The following is a 24,572-nucleotide window of genomic DNA, read 5'->3' as shown; positions in this document are numbered from 1 at the left end:
ACAATATGGCAATGTAAAGTTTCTGATCCTGTACACATTTTAAGACAGAATAATTTATTATTCGTCATCCTCTTCAATTACCTGGATCTCCAGATAATCAAAATCAATCTGCTCTATAAAATTATCCTGATAAAATCTGGCTTTTCCATGTTTCTTAAAATGTCTGACTGTAGATTCCAGCCAGATTGGGTTTCCCAGATCCATTTCATAACAGATACTTTCCAGACCACGAAAAATCTTGTGGGTCCGCGTATCTTCGGAGTCATCGCAGATTACAGTATCTTTCAGTAAATGATTATCTTTCCATATTTTTCCCCATAAACGGAACATATCGGTAATACCTCCCTGTCAGAACTGCCACAGGCGGCAGAAATCTCATTTTCTAAGTGATTCCCAGTATAGCGGATTTTTGCGGGAAAGTAAAGAAAGTGAAAAGCAACAGCAAAATACTTATAGTCTTAGGCTTGATTATTCCGGTGGAATATTCTATAATAAAACCTAAATTTCCATAAATTAGCGTGTCAAAGTGCCGGTTCAGGAGAAAATCAGTTTTCATCTGGAAATTTGAAGACTGGTGTGGATAAGGTGAGTTCCATAACTGCATTTGTGATATGCAAAAAAACAGAATGGAGGAGACATTATGAAATTATACGATACCGGTGTGTATTTGCTGAATGGTCAGAAGATTGTTCCGGAGAATCAGGCAGATTTTCCTGTTTCCAAAGAGGAAGCTGCAAAGAGTACAATTGCCTATTCAATTCTGAAAGCACACAATACTTCCGGAAATATGGAGAAACTTCAGATTAAATTTGATAAACTGACTTCTCATGATATCACTTTTGTCGGAATTATCCAGACTGCACGTGCTTCAGGCCTTGAGAAATTTCCGGTGCCATATGTACTGACAAACTGCCATAATTCACTCTGTGCCGTAGGCGGAACTATTAATGAAGATGATCATATGTTTGGACTTACCTGTGCCAAGAAATATGGCGGCGTATATGTACCGCCCCATCAGGCGGTTATCCATCAGTTTGCAAGAGAAATGCTTGCAGCAGGCGGTAAAATGATCCTCGGTTCAGACAGCCATACACGATATGGCGCACTGGGAACCATGGCAATGGGTGAGGGCGGACCGGAGCTTGTAAAGCAGCTTCTTTCCCAGACTTATGATATCAATATGCCAGGCGTCGTTGCCATTTATCTTACCGGTTCTCCTCGTCCGGGCGTAGGTCCTCAGGACGTTGCGCTTGCGATTATTGGCAAGGTTTTTGCAAACGGATATGTGAAGAATAAAGTTATGGAATTTGTAGGACCCGGTGTTGCAAATTTAAGTGCTGATTTCCGAATTGGTGTAGATGTAATGACAACAGAGACCACCTGTCTTTCCTCTATCTGGCAGACAGATGAGAAGATTCAGGAATTCTATGAGATCCATGGCAGAAGTGAAGATTACAAAGAACTGAAACCAGGTGAAACAGCATACTATGATGGCTGTGTAGAGATTGATCTGAGTGAGATCAGACCAATGATCGCTATGCCATTCCATCCAAGCAATACATATACAATTGATGAACTGAAAGCAAATCTGGATGATATTCTGGCAGATGTTGAGAAAAAAGCACAGATCAGCCTTGATGGAAAAGTTCCATATACATTAAGAGACAAAGTAATTGATGGTAAACTTTATGTAGAACAGGGAATCATCGCAGGATGTGCAGGTGGTGGATTTGAAAATATCTGTGCAGCAGCTGATATCCTTAAAGGCAAGAGCATTGGTGCAGATGCCTTCACATTGAGTGTATATCCGGCAAGTACTCCGATTTATATGGAACTGGCTAAGAATGGCGTTCTGGCAGGACTTCTTGAAACGGGAGCTGTTGTGAAGACTGCTTTTTGCGGACCTTGCTTTGGTGCAGGGGATACTCCTGCAAATAATGCATTCAGTATCCGTCATACGACCAGAAACTTCCCGAACCGCGAAGGTTCCAAAATCCAGAATGGCCAGATTTCTTCTGTTGCACTTATGGACGCACGTTCTATTGCGGCAACTGCAGCAAACAAAGGTTTCCTGACTTCAGCAGAGGATTATACGGGTGGTTATACAGGACAGAAATATTTCTTTGATAAGACAATTTATGACAATCGTGTATTTGACAGCAAGGGTATAGCTGATCCAGGTGTAGAGATCCAGTTTGGTCCGAATATTAAGGACTGGCCGGAGATGGCTGCACTTCCGGAGAATCTGATCGTGAAGGTTGTTTCTGAGATCCATGATCCGGTTACTACAACAGATGAACTGATCCCATCCGGTGAGACATCTTCTTATCGTTCCAATCCACTTGGACTGGCTGAGTTTACACTTTCCAGAAAAGATCCTGCTTATGTAGGACGTGCGAAAGAAGTTCAGAAAGCTCAGAAGGCTATTCAGGAAGGAAAATGTCCGGTTGAGGCATTACAGGAGATGAAACCTGTAATGGATGTGATCAAAAAGGATTATCCGAATGTAAGCAAGGAAAATCTTGGTGTGGGAAGTACGATCTTTGCAGTGAAACCAGGTGATGGTTCTGCGCGTGAGCAGGCTGCTTCCTGTCAGAAAGTGCTTGGCGGATGGGCAAATATCGCCAATGAGTATGCGACAAAGAGGTACCGTTCCAATCTGATCAACTGGGGTATGCTTCCATTCCTGATTAAAGAAGGGGAGCTTCCGTTTGCAAACGGAGATTATCTGTTCTTCCCACAGATTCGTAAGGCAGTGGAAGAAAAGGATGATGTGATCCGGGGATATGTTGTCGGTGCTGAGGGACTGAAGGAGTTTGAAGTGGCTCTTGGGGAGCTTACGGATGATGAGCGTGAGATTATCCTTAAGGGATGCCTGATTAATTATAATCGAAAATAGGAAGTGATGAAGATGCAGCTATCCTCTCTTTAGGTTGGGAGTAGCTGCATCTTTATTGTTTATGAAATTATGAGAATTGCGGGAACTGCTTTGCAGCGGAGCGATTCGTGGATATAATAGAGCCCCGGGCAGCAACGTACTGCATCGAAGAAAGTGAAATAGTCTGAAAATTATCAAATAAATAAAAATATTATAAAATTAGTGCAAATAAGACAAAAATAAATAGAAAATATTGAAATAAAATGCAAAAATGTATTGACAAATAATAACAAGAGTGTTATTATAACACCATCAAAAGAAACAAGGAAACGAATTAAACAATCAAAGAAATTCATTCAATTCATAGCATATATAAATGTTCCAATGAAAAGGATGAAAATAAAAGAAAGGTTCGGGTGATTCCATTGGGAAAGAATTTATAACTTCATCAATATAAGAGTAACGGGTATCGCATTTCCTGCAAGAAAGACCTGATACGGAGATTATAAAAAAATATTTTCCTTATATAATATAAGAGCATACGCACAGTCTGATTAATAAGGAAGGAATGTATCAAAGGTATTATAGAAGCGATAACTTATATTGAATATCTGTTGCAGACCTGATACAGGGATTTTGGTAAATGTGTAAAGAAATATTTACCGGAAGAGCATAACCCTTATCTCAGTAGTTAGCCTGAAAGCAGAGGTTCAGGTAACAGATAAACTGAAGGTAAGAACGATGTTTTGAGAGGCATATAGAAGTTTAAGTATATGGTTTGAAATCCTGCATCAGAAGAATATCCGGTATATAAAATTACAGGATATTGAGAGAAATATTAAGGTACTTTTTCAGTGATACTTTACATAATTCAGAACATCTGCCATTAATGTTCGATAAATATGAAAAGCACATAAGAAAATTAAACAGTTGTGAATTTAAGAAGTTAGGTTTATGATTGCTTAGCACGAAAAATAATGAAAAAGTGTATCCGATATTTCATAAATGAAAAATAAATTATAATACGTGAAATTATAATTTAAAATCTATAAAACTTTCTAAGTAAGTTCCGATGAACTGAATAACTGATATCATAAAAGCATAAAAGCAGGAATGAATCAGATTATAAACAGTACATATGGATTATGAGCAGGAAACAGAATAGGAATTTTAAATAAACATAGAAAAATTTAATAGTGAACTTATAAAGTAGTTTGTAAATAACATATTATTTTATTATAGAAAGAATACTAAGAGGAAAATAAATTGAATAACGAAGAACATTGAAGCGGTCATCATTTTTGAAATCAGGAAAAGTAAAAAGTGATGACCGTTTTCAAATTGTATTCATATATATATTCGTTTATTGCGTGAAATGGAATTTTAGGATATACTCTCCATGAAAAGGAGAGTTTTTTTATGTGGATAAAAGATATCAGAGATTATATTTTATATGAAGATAAAGATATTCTGGTCTGTCACAAACCGGCAGGGCTTGCAGTTCAGAATGCGCGGGTTGGCAATATGGATATGGAGAGCCTCTTGAAGAATTATATTGCTCAGAAGGTTCCGGGTAAGATGCCGTATCTGGGTATTATCCATCGCCTGGATCAGCCGGTGGAGGGGGTTCTTGTATTTGCCCTGAATCCGAAGGCAGCAGCAGATCTCAGCAGACAGATGACAGCGGGAAAAATAAAGAAGACTTATCTTGCAGTTACAGAAGGAACAGTGAAAGTGAAGAGTGCAAAACTGGTGGACTGGCTGAAGAAGGATGGCAGGACCAACAGCTCTGCAGTGGTTGAGGGAGGAACTTCCGGAGCAAAAAAGGCGATATTGTCTTATGAAGTCCTGGAAACCTGGAAAAATAAGGAAGATGCACAGGATTGTGGCGAAAGAAATCTGATTCGGATCGATCTGGATACAGGCAGGCATCATCAGATTCGTGTGCAGATGGCGCATGCCGGAATGCCTTTGGTTGGTGACAGAAAGTATAATCCCGGTCAGAATAGTCAGGAACCGTTGGCTCTCTGTTCTGCAAAACTGGGATTTCAGCATCCGGTGACAAAGAAACAGTTGGAGTTTCAGGTGCAGCCTGCAGGTATGGCATTCAAAAGACATTGATATAGCGTAATTTTTGATGTATAAAAGTGAAAAATGTGTAAAATCTCTGGACGAATTTCGTAAAGTGTGTATAATGTAGAAAGTAATATGCAGTTATAAGGTTTATAGCAATTCTCGTAAATAATGCATTTAAGAGGATCGCTACAGGTAATTGTTCGATGTTAATTATTCTGTGAGAGTACTGAGCAGATATCGATTTTTTAGTTGACAGAAATTATACATTATTTTATGAAATTGCTGTAATGTGCAGTATAGCACTGAAAGGAAGAGGAAATTAAAATGAAAAGAGCGGCGGCAGCAGCGATAAGTTTAATGACAGGACTGGCAATGCTGACAGGATGCAGCAGAGCGGAGGTGGAAGAGACAATCCAGCCGTTGGTGGCAGACGCTATCGAAGAATCCGATTCAGAGGCAGAAGCGGTGAAGGAAGAGGATGAGAGTCCGCTGATTCCGGAGATTGATACAGATATAAAAATCCATGCCGGTTCAAGGATCGCAGTGGTAAGCAAATGTGTCAAGGGCGAATACTGGAAGATGGTTAAGAAAGGCATGGAAGATGCGGTAAAGGAAATTAATAAAGCATATGGTTATAAAAAAGATGACCAGATTACCATGACTTTTGAAGGCCCTGATAATGAAGAGGACGTAGAAACTCAGATTAATACAATAGATGCTGTTATCGCAGAGAATCCGGATGTTCTTTGTATTTCGGCAAGTGACATGGATTCCTGTGAGGCACAGCTTGAAGCTGCAAAGGAAAATGGAATTCCGGTTATAGCATTTGATTCTAATGTAGCCGAGAAAAAACTGGTGAAGGCATATCGGGGAACCGATAATGTGCAGGTAGGAAAGATGGCTGCTTATCAGCTTGGCAGTGCACTCGGAAAGATGGGAAAGGTTGCGGTTTTTTCCGCACAGCAGAAGACAAAGAGTGTTCAGGATCGTGTAGAAGGATTTATGAATAATATCGGGAAGTACGGAGACATTGAAGTTGTGGAAACCATTTATTCTGATCAGGTAGATGATATGGAGGCTTCCATGAAGGAAGTTCTGGAAAAATATCCCACACTGGATGGTGTATTCTGTACCAATGCAGATATTACGGAGATGTATCTGAATCTGGAGAAGAGTGATGAGCATGATGCACCGGCTCTGGTAGGGGTTGATGCAACTACTAAGCAGCAGGAAGCAATCCGTAATGGAGAAGAGATTGGCTGTGTTTCCCAGCAACCTTATGCTATGGGATACCAGACAATCTGGGCAGCAGTTGAAACAACGGCACCGAAGAAATCTGTTGTGATCGAGAAAAATGTACTGAGCAATCCGGCATGGATCGATGCAGACTGTCTGGATGATCCGGATTATAGTGGATATTTATATACAGAATAAGAATTAAAGATAAACGCTCCGGGAGGATGTACAGGGTCTCAAATGCATTAATTAAGAGGATTTTCTATAAGAGGAATGTGTCTGCTGGGACAGACCGGTAATACAGAACTTATATATAAAGCAGAATTATATACGAAAGAAGAAGCATGAAAACAGTGATGAGTTGTTTTCGTGCTTTTTTTGTGTTATAGAATATTACTCCGTAATGTTCTATGACACAAAAAAGCTCTCCGGGCAGGCTCCTTATTTATATTTCTTCTTCTTTGAAATAAAAATATAAACAAATCAGAAGCTTTGACTGTATAAAAAGATTTATATTGATGATATAATCACATACACGATATAAAAATAACAAAAAAATATTGGATGGATGAAAAATATTTGATAAAATTATCTAATGAGATTGTAATTTTAAAGGATATATGGTAAAATTTGACTATAAATTCTTGAAAATATATACAAAAATTAAGCAAAAAGGAGAAGAGGATGAAACAATGGTCAGAGATCATCAGAAATGTCACCATGTTGTCGCAGCTTGGACTGTCTCTCATAACCCCTGTCCTGATATGTCTGGCAGTATGCTGGCTGATTGTTTCTAAGACCGGAGCTGGCGGATGGGTATATATCCCCGGTTTTTTCTTTGGTCTTGGAGGTTCCGGGACAGTGGCATATAAATTTTATCTTTCTATTAACAGACAGCAGAAGAAAGAGAACAAAAAGAAGAAAAATAAAGTATCGTTTAACAGACACCTGTAATGATACAGAAACGAAAGGGAGATTTATATGAGTATTATGGATAATGTTCAGCCTGCCGTAAAGAAGGAAACCGGGAAGGTAGCTGCCATCACCGGAATCGGGCTGATTTTGATGTGGATCGTGTTTGGAGTGCTGCATGCTTTCATGCCACAGAAGGTACCGTTTGATTATACGGTGTTTCTTGGAGGGGCAGTGGGAGGATGTGTGGCAGTCCTTAATTTCTTTTTTATGGGACTTGCAGTGCAGAAAGCAGCTGCAGCAACAGATGAGGACACAGCGAGAATGAGGATCAAAGCAAGTTACTCCCAGAGAATGCTGATCCAGATGTTGTGGGTGATCTTGGCAATCGTGGCACCCTGTTTTCATTTTGTGGCAGGAATCGTTCCTCTTTTATTTCCCGGAACAGGAATTAAAATTGCAGGAATTTTTCATACTAACAAATAGGTATTTCTATATCAAACCGGAACAGTACCGGGAGAGACAGGAGGTGAATAAAGAGTATGGAATTGGATATCAGCGGGGCAAGGATATTCTTTACATTACCCATTGATGTGCCTGTTCTCGGACCATTAAGGATCAGTGAGACAATGGTGGTAAGCTGGATTGTTATGATACTCATAACAGGTTTGTGTATCTGGCTGACACATGATCTGAAAGAAGAGAACATTTCCAAACGTCAGGCTGTGGCAGAGCTCATTGTAGAGAAGGCCAACAGCTTTGTAATCGGAAATATGGGTGAGAAATTCAGATACCTGATACCATTTGTTGCAGCACTTTTTGCAACCAGTGTGGTTTCCAACCTGATCAGTCTGATCGGACTTCGAAGCCCTACAGCAGACCTTTCTACTGAGGCTGCCTGGGCAGTTGTGGTTTTCATTATGATCACAGCACAGAAGATAAAGACCAGCGGATTTGGCGGTTATCTGAAAGGATTTACAACTCCGATCGCAGTTATGACACCGTTTAATATTCTTTCTGAGCTGGCTACACCTGTCAGTATGGCGTGTCGTCATTTCGGAAATATCCTTTCCGGTGTGGTAATCAATGGCCTGATCTATGGGGCACTGGCAGTCGCAAGTTCCGCGCTTCTGGGCCTGATCCCGGGTGCACTGGGAGATGTACTGTCAAAGATACCGATTCTTGATGTCGGTGTACCTGCGATAACGTCGGTCTATTTTGACTGGTTCTCAGGAGTTATGCAGGCGTTTATCTTCTGTATGCTGACTGTAATGTATATTGCAAATGCAGCAGAAGAGTAGCAGAAACATGATTTGCCGGAGCAAAACGGCAGCGGTGGTAACCGCAAAGAATGCTGAAATACAGCAGAAAAATTAATACCGCAGCAAAGGGGAAAAGCTGCAGATTATTATTTAACAGGAGGGTTTTAATATGGATTTTCAGTTATTGGCAAAAGGTATCGCATTAGCAGGATGTGCAATTGGAGCAGGATGTGCGCTGATCGCAGGTATCGGACCTGGTATTGGTGAAGGTAACGCAGTAGCAAAGGCGCTGGAGGCAATCGGACGCCAGCCTGAGTGCAAGGGTGATGTTACTTCTACCATGCTTCTTGGATGTGCCATCGCAGAGACAACAGGTATCTACGGTTTCGTAACCGGTCTGTTGCTTATCTTCGTTGCACCTGGTATGTTCATGAACTTCCTGAGCTGATAAAAACAGCTGAGATGTCGAATATCACAGATTAAGCGGCATCTGATATGGAACCTGTGGATAATTCCGGCAACAGCCGGAGAATGATCCGCATAAATACAGACAGGAGGTTACAAACATGCAGGTACAGGAATTAGTTGGAATTGTGCCGTGGAATTTTATAGCGACGATTTGCAACCTTTTTATTCAGGTATATCTGATCAAACGTTTCCTCTTCAAGCCCATCAATGAGATGCTGGAAAAGCGCAAAGCGAAAGCGGATGCCCAGATCCAGGATGCAGTGAAGGCAAAGGAAGAAGCTCAGGCAATGAAGGCAGAATATGAAAAGAATATGCAGGAAGCCAAGAATAGGGCAAATGACATTGTGATGACAGCTCAGAAAACAGCCGCTATCCAGAGTGAAGAGATGCTTAAGGAGGCTTCCAGTCAGGTAACTGCCATGAAAGAGAAGGCAGAGAAAGACATTGCCCAGGAGAAACGTAAGGCAGTCAACGAGATCAAGGGAGAAATCGGCGGTATGGCTGTTGAGATTGCCGGAAAAGTGATCGAGCGCGAAATTAGTGAAGAGGATCATGCAAAACTGATTGATGAGTTTATTGAGAATGTAGGTGAGGCATCATGACAAAAACTGCCAGAGTTTACGGCGGAAGTCTGTATGACCTTGCCGCTGAAGAAAAGCTCGATGGACAGATCATGGAGCAGATGATCGCAGTCAGACAGATTTTCAGGGAAAATCCGGGATATTTGAAATTGCTGGGAGAACCGGCGATTCCTGAAGACGAGAGACTTAAGATGATTGAAGAGGCTTTCGGAGGGCAGGCAGAGAGATATCTGGTGAATTTCCTGAAATTATTGTGTGAACGCAAGATTCTGAGAGAGTTTGCCGGATGCTGCGAAGAGTTTATCAGACGCTACAACAGTGCACATGGAATTGCAGAAGCCGTGGTTACCAGTGCAGTGAAGCTCAGTGATACTCAGATGGAAGCTCTGAAAGCGAAGCTTGAGAAGCTAAGTGGAAAGAAAGTGTATCTGGTTCAGAAAACAGATGCATCCGTTCTTGGCGGACTTCGCGTGGAACTGGAGGGCGTACAGCTTGACGGTACAGTACAGAGCCGTATTTCCGGTATTTCGAAGAAACTGAATGAATTGGTAGTATAAGGAACTGGATTCCGGATTTGAGAATCGTACTGTATGGGTATTTGACATATGGATATGAAAAATCTTTAAATTTCTGAATTCAGACAGCGCAAAATAATAGAATATAAAAGGATGGAATGGAAACATGCAATTAAAACCTGAGGAAATATCCAAGGTCATCCGAAGCCAGATAAAATATTACGAAAATGTCATTCAACAGAACGAGACAGGTACGATCCTTATGGTTGGTGACGGTATTGCCAGAGCCAGCGGACTGGTAAACTGTATGTCAGGAGAGCTTCTGGAATTTGAGGACGGAAGCTTTGGTATGGCACAGAACCTGGAGGAGAACAGTGTCTCCATCGTAATCTTTGGTTCAGATGAGAACATTGGTGAGGGTCAGACCGTAAAGCGTACAGGCAAGGTCGTGTCTGTACCTGTAGGCGACGCCATGGTTGGACGTGTTGTAAATGCACTGGGACAGCCAATTGACGGAGCAGGCCCGATTGATACAAAAGAATTCCGGCCAATCGAGAGCAAGGCACCAGGAATCTGTGAGAGAAGATCTGTATATCAGCCTCTTCAGACCGGTATCAAAGCCATCGACTCTATGATCCCTATCGGACGTGGACAGCGAGAATTGATCATTGGTGACCGTCAGACCGGTAAAACTACAATTGCTACAGATACCATTATTAACCAGAAGGGAAAAGATGTGATCTGTATCTATGTAGCCATTGGACAGAAGCGTTCCACAGTAGCTACATTAGTAGAGAACCTGACCAGAAACGGCGCAATGGATTATACTATCGTTGTGGCAGCTACAGCATCTGAGTCAAGCCCGCTGCAGTATATCGCACCGTATTCCGGATGTGCAATGGGTGAATACTTTATGAATAAGGGAAAAGATGTGCTGATCATCTATGATGATTTAAGTAAGCATGCAGTTGCATACCGTGCACTTTCCCTGCTGATCCGTCGTCCGCCTGGACGTGAGGCATATCCGGGTGATGTTTTCTATCTGCATTCCAGACTTCTGGAACGTGCAGCGAAGCTGGACGATGAACATGGCGGCGGTTCCATGACAGCACTGCCGATCATTGAAACACAGGCAGGTGACGTATCTGCCTATATTCCTACTAACGTTATTTCTATTACAGATGGACAGATTTTCCTGGAGACAGAGTTATTCCATTCAGGAATCATGCCTGCTGTAAACCCGGGTATCTCCGTATCACGAGTTGGTGGTGATGCGCAGATTAAGGCAATGAAGAAGGTAGCAGGAACACTGAAACTGATTTATTCCCAGTACCGTGAGCTGCAGAGCTTCGCACAGTTTGGTTCTGATCTGGATGCTGATACAAAGGCACGTCTGGAACAGGGTGCACGTATTGTGGAAGTTCTGAAACAGAACCAGAATGCACCGGTTCCTGTAGAGAAGCAGGTTGCGATCCTTTATGCGGTTACAAAGGGTGTTCTGGAATCAGTAAAAGTGGAAGACGTAAATGTATATGAATCAGGATTATATACCTATCTGGATACAGATGCAGCAGGTGTAGAGGTTATGCAGGAGATTCGCTCAACAGGTAAGCTGGAGCAGGAAACAGAGCAGAAGCTTCGCAGCGTACTGGATGCGTATACAGAGAACTTCCTGAATACAAGACCTGAGAAATAAAGTGATTAGGAGGGTATCGTATGGCTTCGAATATGAAAGCGGTAAAGCTGCGTATCAAGAGTGTACAGAGTACCATGCAGATTACCAAGGCCATGGAGCTTGTAGCATCCTCCAAACTGCGTAAGGCAAAGGAACGTGCAGAGGTATGCCGTCCGTACTTTACAGAACTTCATGAGACATTGAAAGAGATTGCAAGGGAGAATACAGATTTCTCATCCGTTTATGCGAAAGAGTCTTCCAACAATAAAACCTGCTATGTAGTGATCGCAGGTGACAGAGGACTTGCAGGTGGTTATAACACCAATCTTTTTAAATGTCTGGAGGCGTCTGCTGAGGGTAAGGACTACATGGTTCTGCCGGTTGGAAAGAAAGCAGTGGAATATTTCCGCCAGAGAGGGATAGAAGCTCTGACAGAACAGTTTGCAGAGGCAGGAAGTATTTCTGTAGCGGATTGTTTTGAGATGGCAAATATGCTCTGTACAGAATTTCGCAAAGGAACCTTTGGCCATATTGAATTATGTTATACTGTCTTTAATTCCATGCTTTCCCAGCAGCCGGAGGTATTTTCCATGCTTCCTATGACTGATATCAGAGAGGAAAGTGGCGGTAAGATAGAGACGAAGAATCTGATCCTCTATGAACCGGACGGAGAGACAGTATTTGATGCCATTGTTCCGGAATATCTGGCAGGTCTGGTTTATGGCGGTATCTGCGAAAGTACTGCAAGTGAACTGGCGGCCAGACGTATGGCTATGGATGCAGCCACAAGTAATGCGGAAGAGATGATCGATCAGCTCAATCTGTATTACAACAGGGCACGTCAGGCCAGCATCACGCAGGAGATCACGGAGATTGTTGCAGGTGCAGAAGGTCTTTAATATAATTTCCAACAGATAGGAGATTACTAACATGAGTGAAAAACACATTGGCGAGGTAGTGCAGGTTATCGGTCCGGTACTGGATATCCGCTTTGCGCACGATGAACTGCCTCCTCTTCTCAATGCCATAGAGATTGATAATGATGGCGCAAAGCTGGTTGCCGAGGTTGCACAGCAGGTTGGTGATGATGTGGTAAGATGTATTGCCATGAATTCTACTGACGGTCTGGTGCGCGGTGCCAAAGCTCTGGATACAGGCGGTCCCATTTCTGTTCCTGTAGGTGAAGAATGTCTGGGACGAGTATTTAACCTTCTGGGTGATCCGGTAGATAATCTTCCGGCACCGGAGGCAAAGGAACGCTGGTCTATCCATCGTCAGGCTCCTTCTTATGAAGAACAGATGCCTGCAACAGAAATCCTGGAGACAGGTATCAAGGTCGTTGACCTGATCTGTCCTTATGCAAAGGGTGGTAAGATTGGTCTTTTCGGTGGTGCAGGTGTAGGAAAAACAGTTCTTATCATGGAGCTGATCCACAACGTAGCAACTGCACACGGCGGACTTTCCGTATTTACAGGTGTAGGAGAGCGTACACGTGAGGGAAATGACCTTTACAATGAAATGAAAGAAAGTGGAGTTATTGACAAGACTGCTCTGGTTTACGGTCAGATGAACGAGCCGCCCGGAGCACGTATGAGAGTTGGACTTTCCGGACTTACCATGGCGGAATACTTCCGTGATGAGAAGAACCAGGATGTGCTCCTCTTTATTGACAATATTTTCCGTTTTACACAGGCAGGTTCCGAGGTGTCTGCGCTTCTGGGACGTATGCCTTCAGCCGTAGGTTATCAACCTACACTGGCAACTGAAATGGGTAACCTGCAGGAACGAATTACTTCTACAAGAAAGGGCTCCATCACATCTGTACAGGCTGTATATGTGCCTGCCGATGACCTGACTGACCCGGCTCCTGCAACTACATTCTCACATCTGGATGCAACAACTGTACTTTCCCGTGAGATCTCCAGCCAGGGTATTTATCCGGCTGTTGATCCTCTGGATTCCACAAGCCGTATCCTTTCTCCTGAAATCGTAGGAACAGAGCATTATGAGATTGCCAGATCAGTACAGAGAGTTCTTCAGCGTTACAAAGAGCTTCAGGACATTATTGCCATCATGGGTATGGATGAGTTGTCAGAGGAAGACAAACGTACTGTAAGCCGTGCCCGTAAGGTTCAGAGATTCCTGTCACAGAGCTTCTCTGTAGCAGAACAGTTTACAGGTATGCCTGGCAAATATGTTCCGCTGAAGGAGACGCTGAGAGGATTCAGGATGATCCTTAACGGTGAGTGTGATGACATTCCTGAGAGTTATTTCCTGTTTGTGGGAACCATCGATGAAGTGTTTGAAAAAGCCAAAAATCAGTAAAGGGGGAAATGTCCTATGAGTACTTTCCCGTTGAGAATCGGAACACCGGACGGATTACTCTTTGAAGGCAATGTGGAGCGTGTGATCTGCAGAACTGTCAGCGGTGATCTGGCTATTCTTGCCAGACACTGTAATTACTGTACTGCCCTGGGAATGGGCGAAGCCAGTGTGGTAATGGAAGACGGCAGCAGACGGACCGCAGCCTGTATTGGGGGAATGCTTTCTGTTATGAACGGAAAGTGCCGTGTCCTTGCAACTACCTGGGAGTGGAAAGAGGATATCGATGAGCAGCGCGCACAGGAAGCTAAGAAAAGAGCTGAGGAGATGATTGCCAAAGGTGGTTTGAGCGATCATGATTATAAGATTGTGGAGGCTAAACTGCAGAGGGCGTTGGTGCGTTTGAGTGTGAAGAGCTGAGAAAATAAGAGTTATTAAAAGACTGACAGGAAATCCGGGAGGGGAGACTGTCGGTCTTTTTTGTTTGTGATATGTTTTTTGGGGGGGGGATATAGTGGGAAGAATTTGAGGGAGGGATTTGAAGGAGGGACGCATAGAAAAGGGACGCATAGAAAAATAATTTATTTCATGTGCGGTTTCGGACATTAAGATATTCTAAGCTGCTCAAAATCTGCTAAAGGCATGAGAAAAATGCCACAAACTCGCTTCGCTCAGACAGTGTGTCATTTTTCTCATAACGCAGATTTTGACCAGCTAAGAATATCTAAATATCCTGCAAATGCACATGAAATAAATTATTTTTCTATGCTGGTAGTTGGAGATTTTAAACACACTGGCAGGGACTTATTTGATTTGGTGTTGCTGTTCATGCGCTATTATCCCGCGGGGTGTTTTTGGGGCATGAATATGCCAAAATCCCGATACACACAAGCCTATATTCCATTGACGTGGGTAATCTGGAATTTTGGCTACATTACTGTAAGCGGAGCGAACGGCAACGATTCGGTTAAAAAGATGAAACATAGTATATTGTCACACATTGACACTTTACCACGATGAGGTTAAAATAGAAATAGATTATGCGACAGTAAGAGACAAGAAAGTAGGCAGTTGCGATATTATTTTGAATTGCGGCGGTTTGCCGGGATTATTTGGACAGGAGCGAATATGTTATGATAGCAGAAAAAATGAAACCTTATGTAAAAAATAATTCAGCCATTCGTATGATGTTTGAGGAGGGAAACCGTCTCAGAGCCATCTATGGGGCGGACAAAGTTTATGATTTCAGTCTTGGGAATCCGAGCGTTCCGGCACCGGAGTGTGTGAAGGAGGCTATTATTGATCTGGTGAACGAAGTGGAGCCGACAGTGCTTCATGGTTATATGAGTAATGCAGGATTTGAGGATGTGCGCCAGACGATTGCGGAATCTCTGAATCGCCGCTTTGGAACTAAATTTGCGGCGAAGAATCTGATTATGACAGTTGGAGCAGCCAGCGGTCTGAATGTGATTTTCAAGACGATCCTGAATCCAGAGGAAGAAGTGATTGTTTTTGCACCATATTTTCTGGAATATGGTGCATATGTGCGCAATTTTGATGGCAAGCTTGTGGAAATCTCTCCGGATACAACCACATTCCAACCGAATCTTGAGGAGTTTGAGCAGAAGATTACAGCAAAGACAAGAGCAGTGATCGTAAATACACCTCACAACCCCACTGGTGTTGTATATTCCGAAGAAACTATTAAGAAGCTGGCAGTAATTCTTGAGAAAAAACAGCAGGAATTTGGAAGTGTGATTTATCTGATCTCTGACGAGCCATACAGAGAGCTGGCTTATGACGGTGTAGAGGTTCCGTATTTGACAAAATATTATGACAATACCATTGTTGGCTACTCTTACAGTAAATCTCTGTCCCTTCCGGGAGAGCGTATCGGTTATCTGGTAATTCCGGATGAAGCAGATGGCAGTGAAGAACTTATCACTGCTGCGGCTATTGCCAATCGTACCATCGGATGTGTCAACGCCCCATCCCTGATGCAGAAGGTGATTGCCAAATGTGTAGATGCAGAAGTGGATGTAGCTGCATATGATAAGAACCGTCTGGCTTTATATAACGGATTGAAAGAATGCGGATTCGAGTGCATCAAACCCCAGGGTGCATTCTACCTCTTTGTGAAATCACCGGTAGCAGATGAAAAAGCGTTCTGCGAAGCTGGAAAGAAATATAATATTCTCATGGTTCCGGGAAGTTCCTTTGCCTGCCCGGGTTATGTGAGACTGGCTTATTGTGTATCTTATGATACTATCATTAATTCCCTGCCGGAGTTTAAGAAACTGGCAGAAGAGTTTGGACTGTGAAAACGGCGGGGATTGACATTGGGACAACAACGATAAGCGGTGTTGTTCTGGAAAAAGAGGAAAACGGACAGGCAAAGATTCTGGAGGCAAAAACTGTAGAGAACGGTTGCTTTATCGAAACCGGAAATGAATGGGAAAGAATACAGTATGCAAAAGAAATTGTAGAAAGAGCAGTGAATCTGCTGGATTATTTCCTGGAGAAGTATCCGCATGTTGAGCGGATTGGGCTCACAGGGCAGATGCATGGAATTGTCTATGTTGACAAAGAAGGAAATTGTGTCAGTCCGTTATATACATGGCAGGATGCCAGAGGAAGTATCTACGATGGGGATCAGATTCCTTTAACAGAAGAAATCCGGGAAAGATGTCAAATCCATGCTGCTTCAGGATATGGGCTTGTCACACACATTTATAATATCAGACATAATCTGGTTCCGGATTCGGCTTTGAGCTTCTGTACGATCATGGATTATTTTGGAATGTATTTGACAGGGCGTAAAAAACCATTGGTACATGTGAGCAATGCGGCAGGTTTTGGATTCTTTGACAGCCATAAGATGTGCTTTGAAAAAGAAAAACTGGCTGAAATGGGAGTGGACGTAAATTGGCTGCCTGATGTCTGTACGGGAATAGAAAAATTGGGTACATACAGAGGACGGACAGTTACAACAGCAATCGGAGACAACCAGGCAAGCTTCCTTGGAGCAGCAGGTGATGAGGAGAATATATTACTGGTCAATATGGGAACCGGCGGACAGATTTCTGTTCTTTCCAGTCAGTATTTTTCGGGAGATGGAATTGAGGCGAGACCTTTCCTAAATAGGAAGTATCTGCTTGCAGGAGCATCTCTGTGTGGCGGCAAGGCATATGCGCTTCTGGAACAGTTTTTCCGAAAAATTGTAAAAGAAGCGACCGGACAGGAGCAGCCATTATACAAAGTAATGGAAAAGATGGCAAGAACAGGGAGAGACCAGAATAGTGAAAGAACTGAAAGTCGAAAGATTAAAGTTGAAACAACATTTGACGGTACGCGGGTAGAGCCGGAAAAAAGCGGCAGTATTACTCAGATGTGTTCCGAAAACTTTACGCCTGAAGATTTCTGCTATGGTGTTCTGAAGGGAATGAGCACAGAATTGTATCAGATGTATATGACTATTCAGAAAGGAACCGGCATAAAGATCAGGCGCATGATTGGTTCAGGGAATGGACTGAGAAAAAATCCGGTACTGTGTGAAATGATTGAAGATATGTTCAAGGCAGAACTTGTTCTGGCAGAATGTGAAGAGGAAGCTGCGACAGGAGCGGCAATGAGCAGTAGTATGTAGAACTATAGCAACTCCCCCAGATAATAAAATGAAGCAGTGAATTGTGAATAACCAATTGATTTTAATACTGGAATTTGAGGAAAGGGGCTGTCCTGAAAATAGACAGCTCCTTCTTTACTGTCCGATTTATTGTATGTTATTTTTCGACATGTTCTGATATATTTTGGAGCATGCCGGAAAATTTTATGAAAACTGCAAAAAAAATCAGGAAAAAAAAGACAGCATTTTAAACGCTATGGAAAAAATGCAATTTTTGAAAAAACAATTATTGTAATAATCTCCCGGACGTGACATAATAAGAATGGAAAAGTAAAAAGCAGGTTAAATTCTGATTAGAAACAGGTAAAATAACCTGCTTACATTATGCGCCGATTTTCTGAGATGAGGTGGGAAATCAGGCAGACGACAAAGGAGAAAATAATGGGAATTTTTTCAATGATATTGTCATTACTGAGCGGAGTAGCGTTATTCCTGTTCGGTATGTCATTGATGGGCGACGGCCTGAAAATGGTTGCCGGAAATAAGCTGGAAGCTTTCCTGTATCGAATGACAAACACACCGCTGAAGGGAGTTGCTCTGGGTACTGGTGTTACCAGCGTGATTCAGTCTTCTTCTGCCACAACCGTTATGGTCATTGGTTTTGTTAACTCAGGTATGATGAAACTGAAACAGGCCATCGGTATTATCATGGGAGCCAATATCGGAACCAGTATTACCGGATGGATCCTCTGTCTTTCTTATATTGACGGAAAGAACGGAATTGCGAAGATTTTATCTACAGCAACAATTTCAGCAGTAGTAGCGATTATTGGTATTATCCTTCGCATGGCATGTAAGCGTTCCGTGCATAAAAATATCGGTAATATCATGCTTGGTTTTGCAATCCTGATGACAGGTATGCAGACAATGAGCGGTGCTGTTTCACCACTGAAGGACAGCCCCACATTTACAAACATGCTGACAATGTTTTCCAACCCGCTGATAGGTATTCTGGTAGGTATTGCATTTACCGCAGTGTTGCAGAGTGCATCTGCCACAGTCGGTGTATTGCAGGCGTTATCTGTAACAGGTATCCTGACATTTTCCAGTGCATTCCCGATCGTTCTTGGTATCGGTGTAGGTGCTGCCTGTCCGGTTCTGATTTCAGCAATCGGTGCGAATAAAAATGGTAAACGTACAGCACTTGTTTACCTGATCAACGACCTGTTTGGTCTGATTCTCTGGTCTGTGATCTTTTATACGATAAATGCTATCGTACATTTCGGATTTATGGATATGATCATGTCACCGGTTTCCATTGCTTTACTGAATACTGTATTCCGTGTGGCAACAGTATGTGTTCTCTTCCCGTTCATACCGAAGATTGAACAGCTGGTGTGCTGGCTTGTAAAAGACAGTGCAGAGGAACTGGAGGACGAGGCAGACTTCGATCTTCTGGAAGAACGTCTCCTGAACTATCCTGCACTTGCGATCGGACAGTGTCATCGTGCCATGAGCGGTATGGCAAGGAAACTTCGCAAGAATGTCAACCGTGCCATGAACCTTCTGAATGAATATCAGCAGGATAAATTTGACAAGGTACAGAGAAAAGAGAACCTGATCGATAAATATGAGAGCCGTCTTGGTGACTATCTGATGAAGCTCACAAAGCATGAGATGAACAGTGCCCAGACAAGGCAGGCATCCCTTTATCTTCATACCATCAATGACTTTGAGAGAATCGGTGACCATGCATCCTACATTGCCTATATGTCCAGTGAAATGCATGATAATCACACTAACTTCTCACAGGAAGCCTGGGATGAGCTGAATGTAGTAATGGAAGCAGTTCGTGAGGAGATTAACCTTACCTGTCGTGCGTTCCTCAATGATGACAAAGAGATGGCACAGAGAGTTGCACCTCTTGGAATGATTATCACATCCTTATGCAATGAGCTGAAGATGCATCATGTAGAGCGTCTGAGTAACGGCAATTGCGGACTGGAAGAGGGAACTGTATATACAGACATTCTCAACAGCTTTAACCGTATTGCAGCACATTGTGCAAGTGCAATGGTAGCTCTCCTTAAGAGCGGAGACGAGAATCCGGATATGCATATCCATGATTCCAAGATTTACCCATCTGACAGCGTGGAATATTATACATACTTCAAGGAATATCGCCAGAAGTATGAAATCGTAAAGAACGAGGAACACATGCGAAGCATGGAACCAGAAGAAGTAGAATAATACTTTTATACTACAAAGCAATAAATATATATGATATAATGACAGCAGATGATCTGGAAACGGATGTCTGCTGTTTTTTCGTTATAGTTGCCGGGCGTGCAGATGGTGGGAATGATTTTTCGAATACGCTTTGGAGTGCGCAGGCAAAGGAGCCGGCAGGCAGGATCATTTTTGCAAACACAACAACCCCAAAGGAGGAAGTAATTATGTTATTCGACAGCAGAACAGTTTATCTCGGTGCATCCAGGGACAAATATGAGCAGTATTGTAAAGCCTTAGATTCAAAGAAAATCAAATACAAAACAAAGAGAGTTAACCACGAAGAAAAAATGACAGCCCCGGGCAGGGGAATCGTCCGCAGCATGGGTGGGAACTTTGGAACAGATAAAACATTGTATGAAATCATGGTCGGAGAGAAAGATTACGACAATGCAATGGGGATTCTGACAGCACTGAAGTAGACGGAATCTATCCTGAAGAAGAAAGTATGCAAAAAAGTGTGCAAGATAGTGTGCAAGATAACGGAAATTCTGGAGGTGTTTTTGTGGGAGAATATAAACCGCCATTTACAATAACAAATGAGATATTATCATATGTGTCTTCAATTTCTGAAAAAATAGGGCGAATCACGGCAATCAGAAGTCTGGAAACGAAACCGCACCTGAGAAAGAATAACCGAATTAAATCTATTCATTCATCTTTAAAAATAGAAGCGAATTCTCTTTCTCTGGGGCAGGTTAGGGATGTAATTAATGGCAGGCTTGTACTGGGGGAACAGAAAGAAATACAGGAAGTTAAAAATGCATATGCGGCGTATGAAAGCCTTTCGGAAATTAATCCCTATAGTATAAAAGATTTAAAGAAATTTCATGGGATTATGACAAAATATCTTGTGGAAGAATGTGGGGAGTTTCGCCATGGAGAAGAGGGAGTTTTTAATGGAGATGAATGCATTTTTATGGCACCTCCGGCGCAATTTGTACCGCAGCTTATGGATGAACTGTTTGAATGGATGAAGAAATCAAGGAATAGTGTTCATCCATTGATTATGAGCAGTGTATTTCATTATGAGTTTGTCTTTATTCATCCATTTGCTGATGGTAACGGAAGAATGGCAAGATTATGGCACACTGCTATTTTGTCTAAATGGAAACATGTATTTGAGTTTATTCCAATCGAAAGTCAGATTGAAAAATTTCAGGATGAATATTATGATGCAATTGTCAGATGTCATGTTTCAGGAGAATCTACCATTTTTATAGAGTTTATGTTGTCACAGATAGACAGGATTCTGGAAGATATTTCGCTTCAGATGAATGAAGAAAATGAACAGTTTTCAGAAACTGTCAGGAAAATGCTTGAAATTATGGAGTATGATACGCCTTATACAAGAAAAACACTTATGGAAAAACTGGGGTTAAAGTCCAGAGATGGATTCCGCAGAAATTATTTGCAACCCGCACTTGAGATGAATTTGATCCAAATGACATTACCAGATAAACCGAATAGCAGAAATCAGCGATATATGAAAGTATGAATAGCAGGAAGCTTATCTGATTTATAGCAATCTATAGCAATTCCATAAAATACTGCAAGCAATCCAGCCTATCATAGTGTGAAGTCCTGCATCAGATATCTTTCTTGTCTTTCGCACTCTGCTGAACTGTCTTGATTGCATTATTTATAAGAATTGCTATAGTTAAATGGATTGAATAAATTTCTCTACATAATGCAGAGCCGCTCCGATTGCCGGTGTATATTGTCCGTTGGTACCGACCAGAATCTGTGTTTTATCCAGTATGAATGGTGCGGCTGTATGGAGATGCTTTGCCAGATATTCAATATCTTCTTCTGTAAAATAAGGTGCCAGATATCCGCTGAGGATGATCGGTGCATCGATAACAAGGTTAAGATTCTTCATGGCAAATGCCAGATGGTTTAAAAAATCTTTCCAGATCTGTATGATCTGGGGAGATTTTTTTTCGCGCAGAAGAGGGAAAAATTCTTTGGCAGGAATACCTGCAGCCTGTTCCAGTGCATTGGCAGAGCAGTAGGTTTCCAGGCAGCCACGGCTGCCGCAGTAGCAAAGTGGGCCGTCGGGATTAATACATATATGTTCAAGAGTTCCGCTGTGCATGGAGATCCCCTGATGAATCTGATGATTGGTAATGATGCCGCCGCCCAGATTTCGGTTCAGCAGGATGATAACAGCACTGTCAAGCTCCGGATGATTCCATAATTCAAGGAACGCAGCTGATTTCGAATCATGTTCCAGATAACAGGGATAAGGAAGATATCTGGAAAAATCATCCAGTTTCATGCCTGCGTTATTCATGATATCTCCATATAGTACAGTGGTATGATCCGGGGATGTGATACCCTGTGTGGCAATGGAGATGCCAAGAACTTTGTCATTGTCATACTGGCGCGATGAGATGAATTCCTTTACTGCGTCAGTAACCTGTTTATAGTAATCTGGTGTGTTGGAATATGGAAGCGGAATGGTGTCTGTATAGAAAGCATTTCCATATAAATCTACAGCAGTAATATGAAACATCCCTTTTAAAATACCGATACCAATGGAAATTTTAAAATCTGATACAATCTGAAGGGCGTTTGCCTTTCTTCCACCGGTGGATTCAAAGAAACCATTTTTTTCAATAAGACCTTCCTGTTCCAGAAGATTCAGGTTCTGACTGACAGTGGATAAACCCATCTGCAGTTCCTGAACGATCTGTAGCTTGGAGGTCGTTTTTTTTCTGTAAATGTACTGGTAAACCTTTGATTTATTTATTTTCTTGAGACTAATGTTGGTCAATCCCTTTTCACCCATAATATTCTCCTGATTATGTTACAAGATAATGTTAAGTTTCAGTTTTATTGTAGCATAGAACGAAAAAAAAACAATAAAAATATCCGGCACGATCAGCAACATCAATTTGTCAGCACACTATAGTAAAATAGACAAAAAAGTTGTTTGAAAATTAGAATTTCTGTCAATGGATTTTTTAAAAGAAAAGATATATACTCAACTTACAGTTAAGATATAAACGTAAGTAAAAAACATAACAACAAACAATAAGTATCGAATAAGACAAATAAGGAGGATATAACATGAAATTATCAATCAATGGAATCAAGGAACAGGAAGCATGGAAAAAGGCAGGAATCGCTCTTCCGGGTTATGATGTAGAGGCTGCCTCTGAGAATGCAAAGGAGAATCCGGTATGGGTTCACTTTGGTATCGGAAATATTTTCCGTGTGTTTATCGGTGGAATTGCAGATGGTCTTCTGGAAGAGGGAGTTCTGGATCGTGGGATTACCTGTGTGGAAACTTTTGATTATGATGTAGTAGATAAGATTTATGATCCATATGACAATCTGGGATTAAGCGTGATCCTGCATGGGGATGGAACCCGTGAGTATAAAGTAGTCGGAGCTTTTGCAGAAGCAGTGAAGGCACAGTCTTCTAATGCAGCACAGTGGAAACGCCTGAAAGAAATCTTCACAAACAAATCCCTGCAGATGGTTTCCTTTACGATTACAGAGAAAGGCTATGCATTACAGAAAGCCGACGGAACATGGTTCCCGTTTGTAGAGGCAGATATTAAGAATGGTCCGGACAAAGCGGCTGGTGCCATGGCAGTTCTGGTTGCAATGCTTTATGAAAGATATAAAGCAGGCAAATATCCGATCGCACTGGTTTCCATGGATAACTGCTCACAGAACGGTGCAAAGCTTCGCGAGTCAGTACTGACAATGACAGAAGAGTGGAAGAAAGCAGGATTTGTTGATGAGGGATTTGTAAACTATGTAAGCGATGAACAAGTAGTTGCTTTTCCATGGACAATGATCGATAAGATCACACCTCGTCCAAGCGAGCAGATTGCAGCAGACCTTGAGAAGCTGGGTGTTGAGAACATGCAGCCGGTGATTACAGGTAAGAAGACATACATTGCACCATTTGTCAATGCTGAGAAACCGCAGTATCTGGTAATAGAGGACAGCTTCCCTAACGGACGTCCGGCTCTGGAAAAAGGTTTCGGTGTATATATGGCAGACAGAAATACAGTTAACCTTTCTGAACGTATGAAAGTAACAGTATGTCTGAATCCGGTTCATTCTGCTACAGGTCCGCTGGGAGTAGTTCTTGGATATGATCTGTTTGCGCATATGCTTAATACAAATGAAGATATGATGAAAATGGCACGTATGATTGCTTATGATGAAGGTCTTCCGGTAGTTGCTGACCCTGGAATCCTTTCTCCGCAGGCATTTGTTGATGAGCTCTTCAACGATCGTTTTCCAAATGAATATCTGGGAGATACAAACCTTCGTCTGGCAGTAGACGTATCTCAGATGGTTGGCATCCGTTTCGGCGAAACAATCAAAGCATATGTACAGAAATTCGGAGATGCTTCCAGACTGACAGCCATTCCGCTGGGAATTGCAGGATGGCTCAGATATATGCTTGGTGTAGATGATGAAGGAAACAAATTTGAACTTGCACCAGATCCAATGAATGAGGAACTGCAGGAACAATTTAAGGATATTGTAGTAGGTAAACCTGAAACATTTAAGGATCAGTTAAAACCAATTCTTTCCAATGAGCGTCTGTTCTTCACTGACCTTTACAAAGACGGTGTGGGAGAGAAGGTTGAGGATATGTTCCGCGAGATGATTGCAGGACCTGGAGCTGTAAGAGCAACAATACATAAATATGTTAGATGATTTTCAGCAGATGAATATTATAACGGACTATCAGGAGGAAA

21 protein-coding genes are annotated in these 24,572 nt (G+C 42.1%); 19 read left to right on the top strand and 2 right to left on the bottom strand.

The window, feature by feature from the left end:
• Positions 1 to 57 precede the first annotated feature (57 nt).
• Positions 58 to 330, bottom strand: a complete 273-nt coding sequence (locus LJE11_RS03790) for a hypothetical protein (protein ID WP_022380881.1) — start codon at positions 328 to 330, stop codon at positions 58 to 60.
• Positions 331 to 640: 310 nt separating this feature from the next.
• On the opposite strand from LJE11_RS03790, the gene LJE11_RS03785 reads away from it, so the two are divergent.
• The 18 genes from LJE11_RS03785 (at position 641) to LJE11_RS03700 (ending at position 21,337) form a co-directional block, all read left to right on the top strand.
• Positions 641 to 2,899 (top strand): hydratase, encoded by a 2,259-nt coding sequence (locus LJE11_RS03785; RefSeq protein ID WP_227295559.1) that lies wholly within the window; start codon positions 641 to 643, stop codon positions 2,897 to 2,899.
• A gap of 1,398 nt (positions 2,900 to 4,297) precedes the next feature.
• Complete coding sequence (locus tag LJE11_RS03780) at positions 4,298 to 4,999, top strand: RluA family pseudouridine synthase (RefSeq protein WP_022380879.1); 702 nt, start codon at positions 4,298 to 4,300, stop codon at positions 4,997 to 4,999.
• A 279-nt stretch (positions 5,000 to 5,278) separates the two neighbouring features.
• Positions 5,279 to 6,388 carry a substrate-binding domain-containing protein gene (locus LJE11_RS03775; RefSeq protein ID WP_008704974.1) on the top strand — a complete coding sequence of 370 codons (1,110 nt, stop codon included), beginning with the start codon at positions 5,279 to 5,281 and terminating at the stop codon, positions 6,386 to 6,388.
• Between the two features lie 486 nt (positions 6,389 to 6,874).
• On the top strand, positions 6,875 to 7,144 hold the full coding sequence (locus LJE11_RS03770; RefSeq protein WP_022380878.1) for an AtpZ/AtpI family protein: 270 nt from the start codon (positions 6,875 to 6,877) through the stop codon (positions 7,142 to 7,144).
• A gap of 27 nt (positions 7,145 to 7,171) precedes the next feature.
• On the top strand, positions 7,172 to 7,588 hold the full coding sequence (locus LJE11_RS03765; RefSeq protein WP_008704972.1) for a hypothetical protein: 417 nt from the start codon (positions 7,172 to 7,174) through the stop codon (positions 7,586 to 7,588).
• Between the two features lie 56 nt (positions 7,589 to 7,644).
• Positions 7,645 to 8,403 carry a F0F1 ATP synthase subunit A gene (locus LJE11_RS03760; RefSeq protein WP_020993166.1) on the top strand — a complete coding sequence of 253 codons (759 nt, stop codon included), beginning with the start codon at positions 7,645 to 7,647 and terminating at the stop codon, positions 8,401 to 8,403.
• A gap of 130 nt (positions 8,404 to 8,533) precedes the next feature.
• The gene (gene atpE / locus LJE11_RS03755) at positions 8,534 to 8,812 is read left to right on the top strand and encodes an ATP synthase F0 subunit C (protein ID WP_008704968.1); all 279 of its coding nucleotides are present in this window, start codon (positions 8,534 to 8,536) and stop codon (positions 8,810 to 8,812) included.
• A 118-nt stretch (positions 8,813 to 8,930) separates the two neighbouring features.
• Positions 8,931 to 9,434, top strand: coding sequence for a F0F1 ATP synthase subunit B (gene atpF / locus LJE11_RS03750; protein ID WP_008704967.1), 504 nt, complete (start codon positions 8,931 to 8,933; stop codon positions 9,432 to 9,434).
• Positions 9,431 to 9,970, top strand: a complete 540-nt coding sequence (atpH, locus tag LJE11_RS03745; protein WP_055053787.1) for an ATP synthase F1 subunit delta — start codon at positions 9,431 to 9,433, stop codon at positions 9,968 to 9,970. The genes atpF and atpH overlap by 4 nt, the downstream gene beginning before the upstream one ends.
• A 124-nt stretch (positions 9,971 to 10,094) precedes the next feature.
• Positions 10,095 to 11,624 (top strand): F0F1 ATP synthase subunit alpha, encoded by a 1,530-nt coding sequence (gene atpA, locus LJE11_RS03740; protein ID WP_055201088.1) that lies wholly within the window; start codon positions 10,095 to 10,097, stop codon positions 11,622 to 11,624.
• Between the two features lie 20 nt (positions 11,625 to 11,644).
• A complete protein-coding gene (gene atpG / locus LJE11_RS03735; protein WP_055150651.1) occupies positions 11,645 to 12,502 on the top strand; it encodes an ATP synthase F1 subunit gamma in 858 nt (285 codons plus the stop codon).
• A 31-nt stretch (positions 12,503 to 12,533) separates the two neighbouring features.
• The gene (atpD, locus tag LJE11_RS03730) at positions 12,534 to 13,928 is read left to right on the top strand and encodes a F0F1 ATP synthase subunit beta (protein WP_008704959.1); all 1,395 of its coding nucleotides are present in this window, start codon (positions 12,534 to 12,536) and stop codon (positions 13,926 to 13,928) included.
• 15 nt (positions 13,929 to 13,943) lie between these two features.
• Complete coding sequence (gene atpC / locus LJE11_RS03725) at positions 13,944 to 14,345, top strand: ATP synthase F1 subunit epsilon (RefSeq protein WP_008704958.1); 402 nt, start codon at positions 13,944 to 13,946, stop codon at positions 14,343 to 14,345.
• Between the two features lie 713 nt (positions 14,346 to 15,058).
• On the top strand, positions 15,059 to 16,246 hold the full coding sequence (locus tag LJE11_RS03720) for a pyridoxal phosphate-dependent aminotransferase (protein ID WP_120062013.1): 1,188 nt from the start codon (positions 15,059 to 15,061) through the stop codon (positions 16,244 to 16,246).
• A complete protein-coding gene (locus LJE11_RS20035) occupies positions 16,243 to 17,571 on the top strand; it encodes a sedoheptulokinase (protein WP_227295557.1) in 1,329 nt (442 codons plus the stop codon). The genes LJE11_RS03720 and LJE11_RS20035 overlap by 4 nt, the downstream gene beginning before the upstream one ends.
• Positions 17,572 to 17,991: 420 nt before the next feature.
• The gene (locus LJE11_RS03710) at positions 17,992 to 19,800 is read left to right on the top strand and encodes a Na/Pi cotransporter family protein (protein WP_227295555.1); all 1,809 of its coding nucleotides are present in this window, start codon (positions 17,992 to 17,994) and stop codon (positions 19,798 to 19,800) included.
• Positions 19,801 to 20,006: 206 nt separating this feature from the next.
• The gene (locus tag LJE11_RS03705) at positions 20,007 to 20,261 is read left to right on the top strand and encodes a hypothetical protein (RefSeq protein WP_062808330.1); all 255 of its coding nucleotides are present in this window, start codon (positions 20,007 to 20,009) and stop codon (positions 20,259 to 20,261) included.
• 83 nt (positions 20,262 to 20,344) lie between these two features.
• Positions 20,345 to 21,337 (top strand): Fic family protein, encoded by a 993-nt coding sequence (locus tag LJE11_RS03700; RefSeq protein ID WP_227295552.1) that lies wholly within the window; start codon positions 20,345 to 20,347, stop codon positions 21,335 to 21,337.
• Between the two features lie 162 nt (positions 21,338 to 21,499).
• On the opposite strand, the gene LJE11_RS03695 is transcribed toward LJE11_RS03700, so the two are convergent.
• Positions 21,500 to 22,633, bottom strand: a complete 1,134-nt coding sequence (locus LJE11_RS03695) for an ROK family transcriptional regulator (RefSeq protein WP_227295548.1) — start codon at positions 22,631 to 22,633, stop codon at positions 21,500 to 21,502.
• 281 nt (positions 22,634 to 22,914) lie between these two features.
• On the opposite strand from LJE11_RS03695, the gene LJE11_RS03690 reads away from it, so the two are divergent.
• Positions 22,915 to 24,531 carry a mannitol dehydrogenase family protein gene (locus tag LJE11_RS03690; protein ID WP_227295546.1) on the top strand — a complete coding sequence of 539 codons (1,617 nt, stop codon included), beginning with the start codon at positions 22,915 to 22,917 and terminating at the stop codon, positions 24,529 to 24,531.
• The last annotated feature ends 41 nt before the right edge of the window (positions 24,532 to 24,572 follow it).

It is taken from the genome of Blautia sp. DFI.1.216, assembly GCF_020594215.1.
GTDB classification, from domain to species: domain Bacteria; phylum Bacillota; class Clostridia; order Lachnospirales; family Lachnospiraceae; genus Blautia_A; species Blautia_A wexlerae.
Note: the sequence above shows the minus strand (reverse complement) of the source record. Positions and strands in the feature narration are given on the sequence as shown.

Coding starts and splice junctions, on each gene's coding strand:
- LJE11_RS03790 (WP_022380881.1), bottom strand. CDS start 330: ATGTTCCGTTTATGGGGAAAAATATGGAAAGATAATCATTTACTGAAA.
- LJE11_RS03785 (WP_227295559.1), top strand. CDS start 641: ATGAAATTATACGATACCGGTGTGTATTTGCTGAATGGTCAGAAGATT.
- LJE11_RS03780 (WP_022380879.1), top strand. CDS start 4,298: ATGTGGATAAAAGATATCAGAGATTATATTTTATATGAAGATAAAGAT.
- LJE11_RS03775 (WP_008704974.1), top strand. CDS start 5,279: ATGAAAAGAGCGGCGGCAGCAGCGATAAGTTTAATGACAGGACTGGCA.
- LJE11_RS03770 (WP_022380878.1), top strand. CDS start 6,875: ATGAAACAATGGTCAGAGATCATCAGAAATGTCACCATGTTGTCGCAG.
- LJE11_RS03765 (WP_008704972.1), top strand. CDS start 7,172: ATGAGTATTATGGATAATGTTCAGCCTGCCGTAAAGAAGGAAACCGGG.
- LJE11_RS03760 (WP_020993166.1), top strand. CDS start 7,645: ATGGAATTGGATATCAGCGGGGCAAGGATATTCTTTACATTACCCATT.
- atpE (WP_008704968.1), top strand. CDS start 8,534: ATGGATTTTCAGTTATTGGCAAAAGGTATCGCATTAGCAGGATGTGCA.
- atpF (WP_008704967.1), top strand. CDS start 8,931: ATGCAGGTACAGGAATTAGTTGGAATTGTGCCGTGGAATTTTATAGCG.
- atpH (WP_055053787.1), top strand. CDS start 9,431: ATGACAAAAACTGCCAGAGTTTACGGCGGAAGTCTGTATGACCTTGCC.
- atpA (WP_055201088.1), top strand. CDS start 10,095: ATGCAATTAAAACCTGAGGAAATATCCAAGGTCATCCGAAGCCAGATA.
- atpG (WP_055150651.1), top strand. CDS start 11,645: ATGGCTTCGAATATGAAAGCGGTAAAGCTGCGTATCAAGAGTGTACAG.
- atpD (WP_008704959.1), top strand. CDS start 12,534: ATGAGTGAAAAACACATTGGCGAGGTAGTGCAGGTTATCGGTCCGGTA.
- atpC (WP_008704958.1), top strand. CDS start 13,944: ATGAGTACTTTCCCGTTGAGAATCGGAACACCGGACGGATTACTCTTT.
- LJE11_RS03720 (WP_120062013.1), top strand. CDS start 15,059: ATGATAGCAGAAAAAATGAAACCTTATGTAAAAAATAATTCAGCCATT.
- LJE11_RS03710 (WP_227295555.1), top strand. CDS start 17,992: ATGGGAATTTTTTCAATGATATTGTCATTACTGAGCGGAGTAGCGTTA.
- LJE11_RS03705 (WP_062808330.1), top strand. CDS start 20,007: ATGTTATTCGACAGCAGAACAGTTTATCTCGGTGCATCCAGGGACAAA.
- LJE11_RS03695 (WP_227295548.1), bottom strand. CDS start 22,633: ATGGGTGAAAAGGGATTGACCAACATTAGTCTCAAGAAAATAAATAAA.
- LJE11_RS03690 (WP_227295546.1), top strand. CDS start 22,915: ATGAAATTATCAATCAATGGAATCAAGGAACAGGAAGCATGGAAAAAG.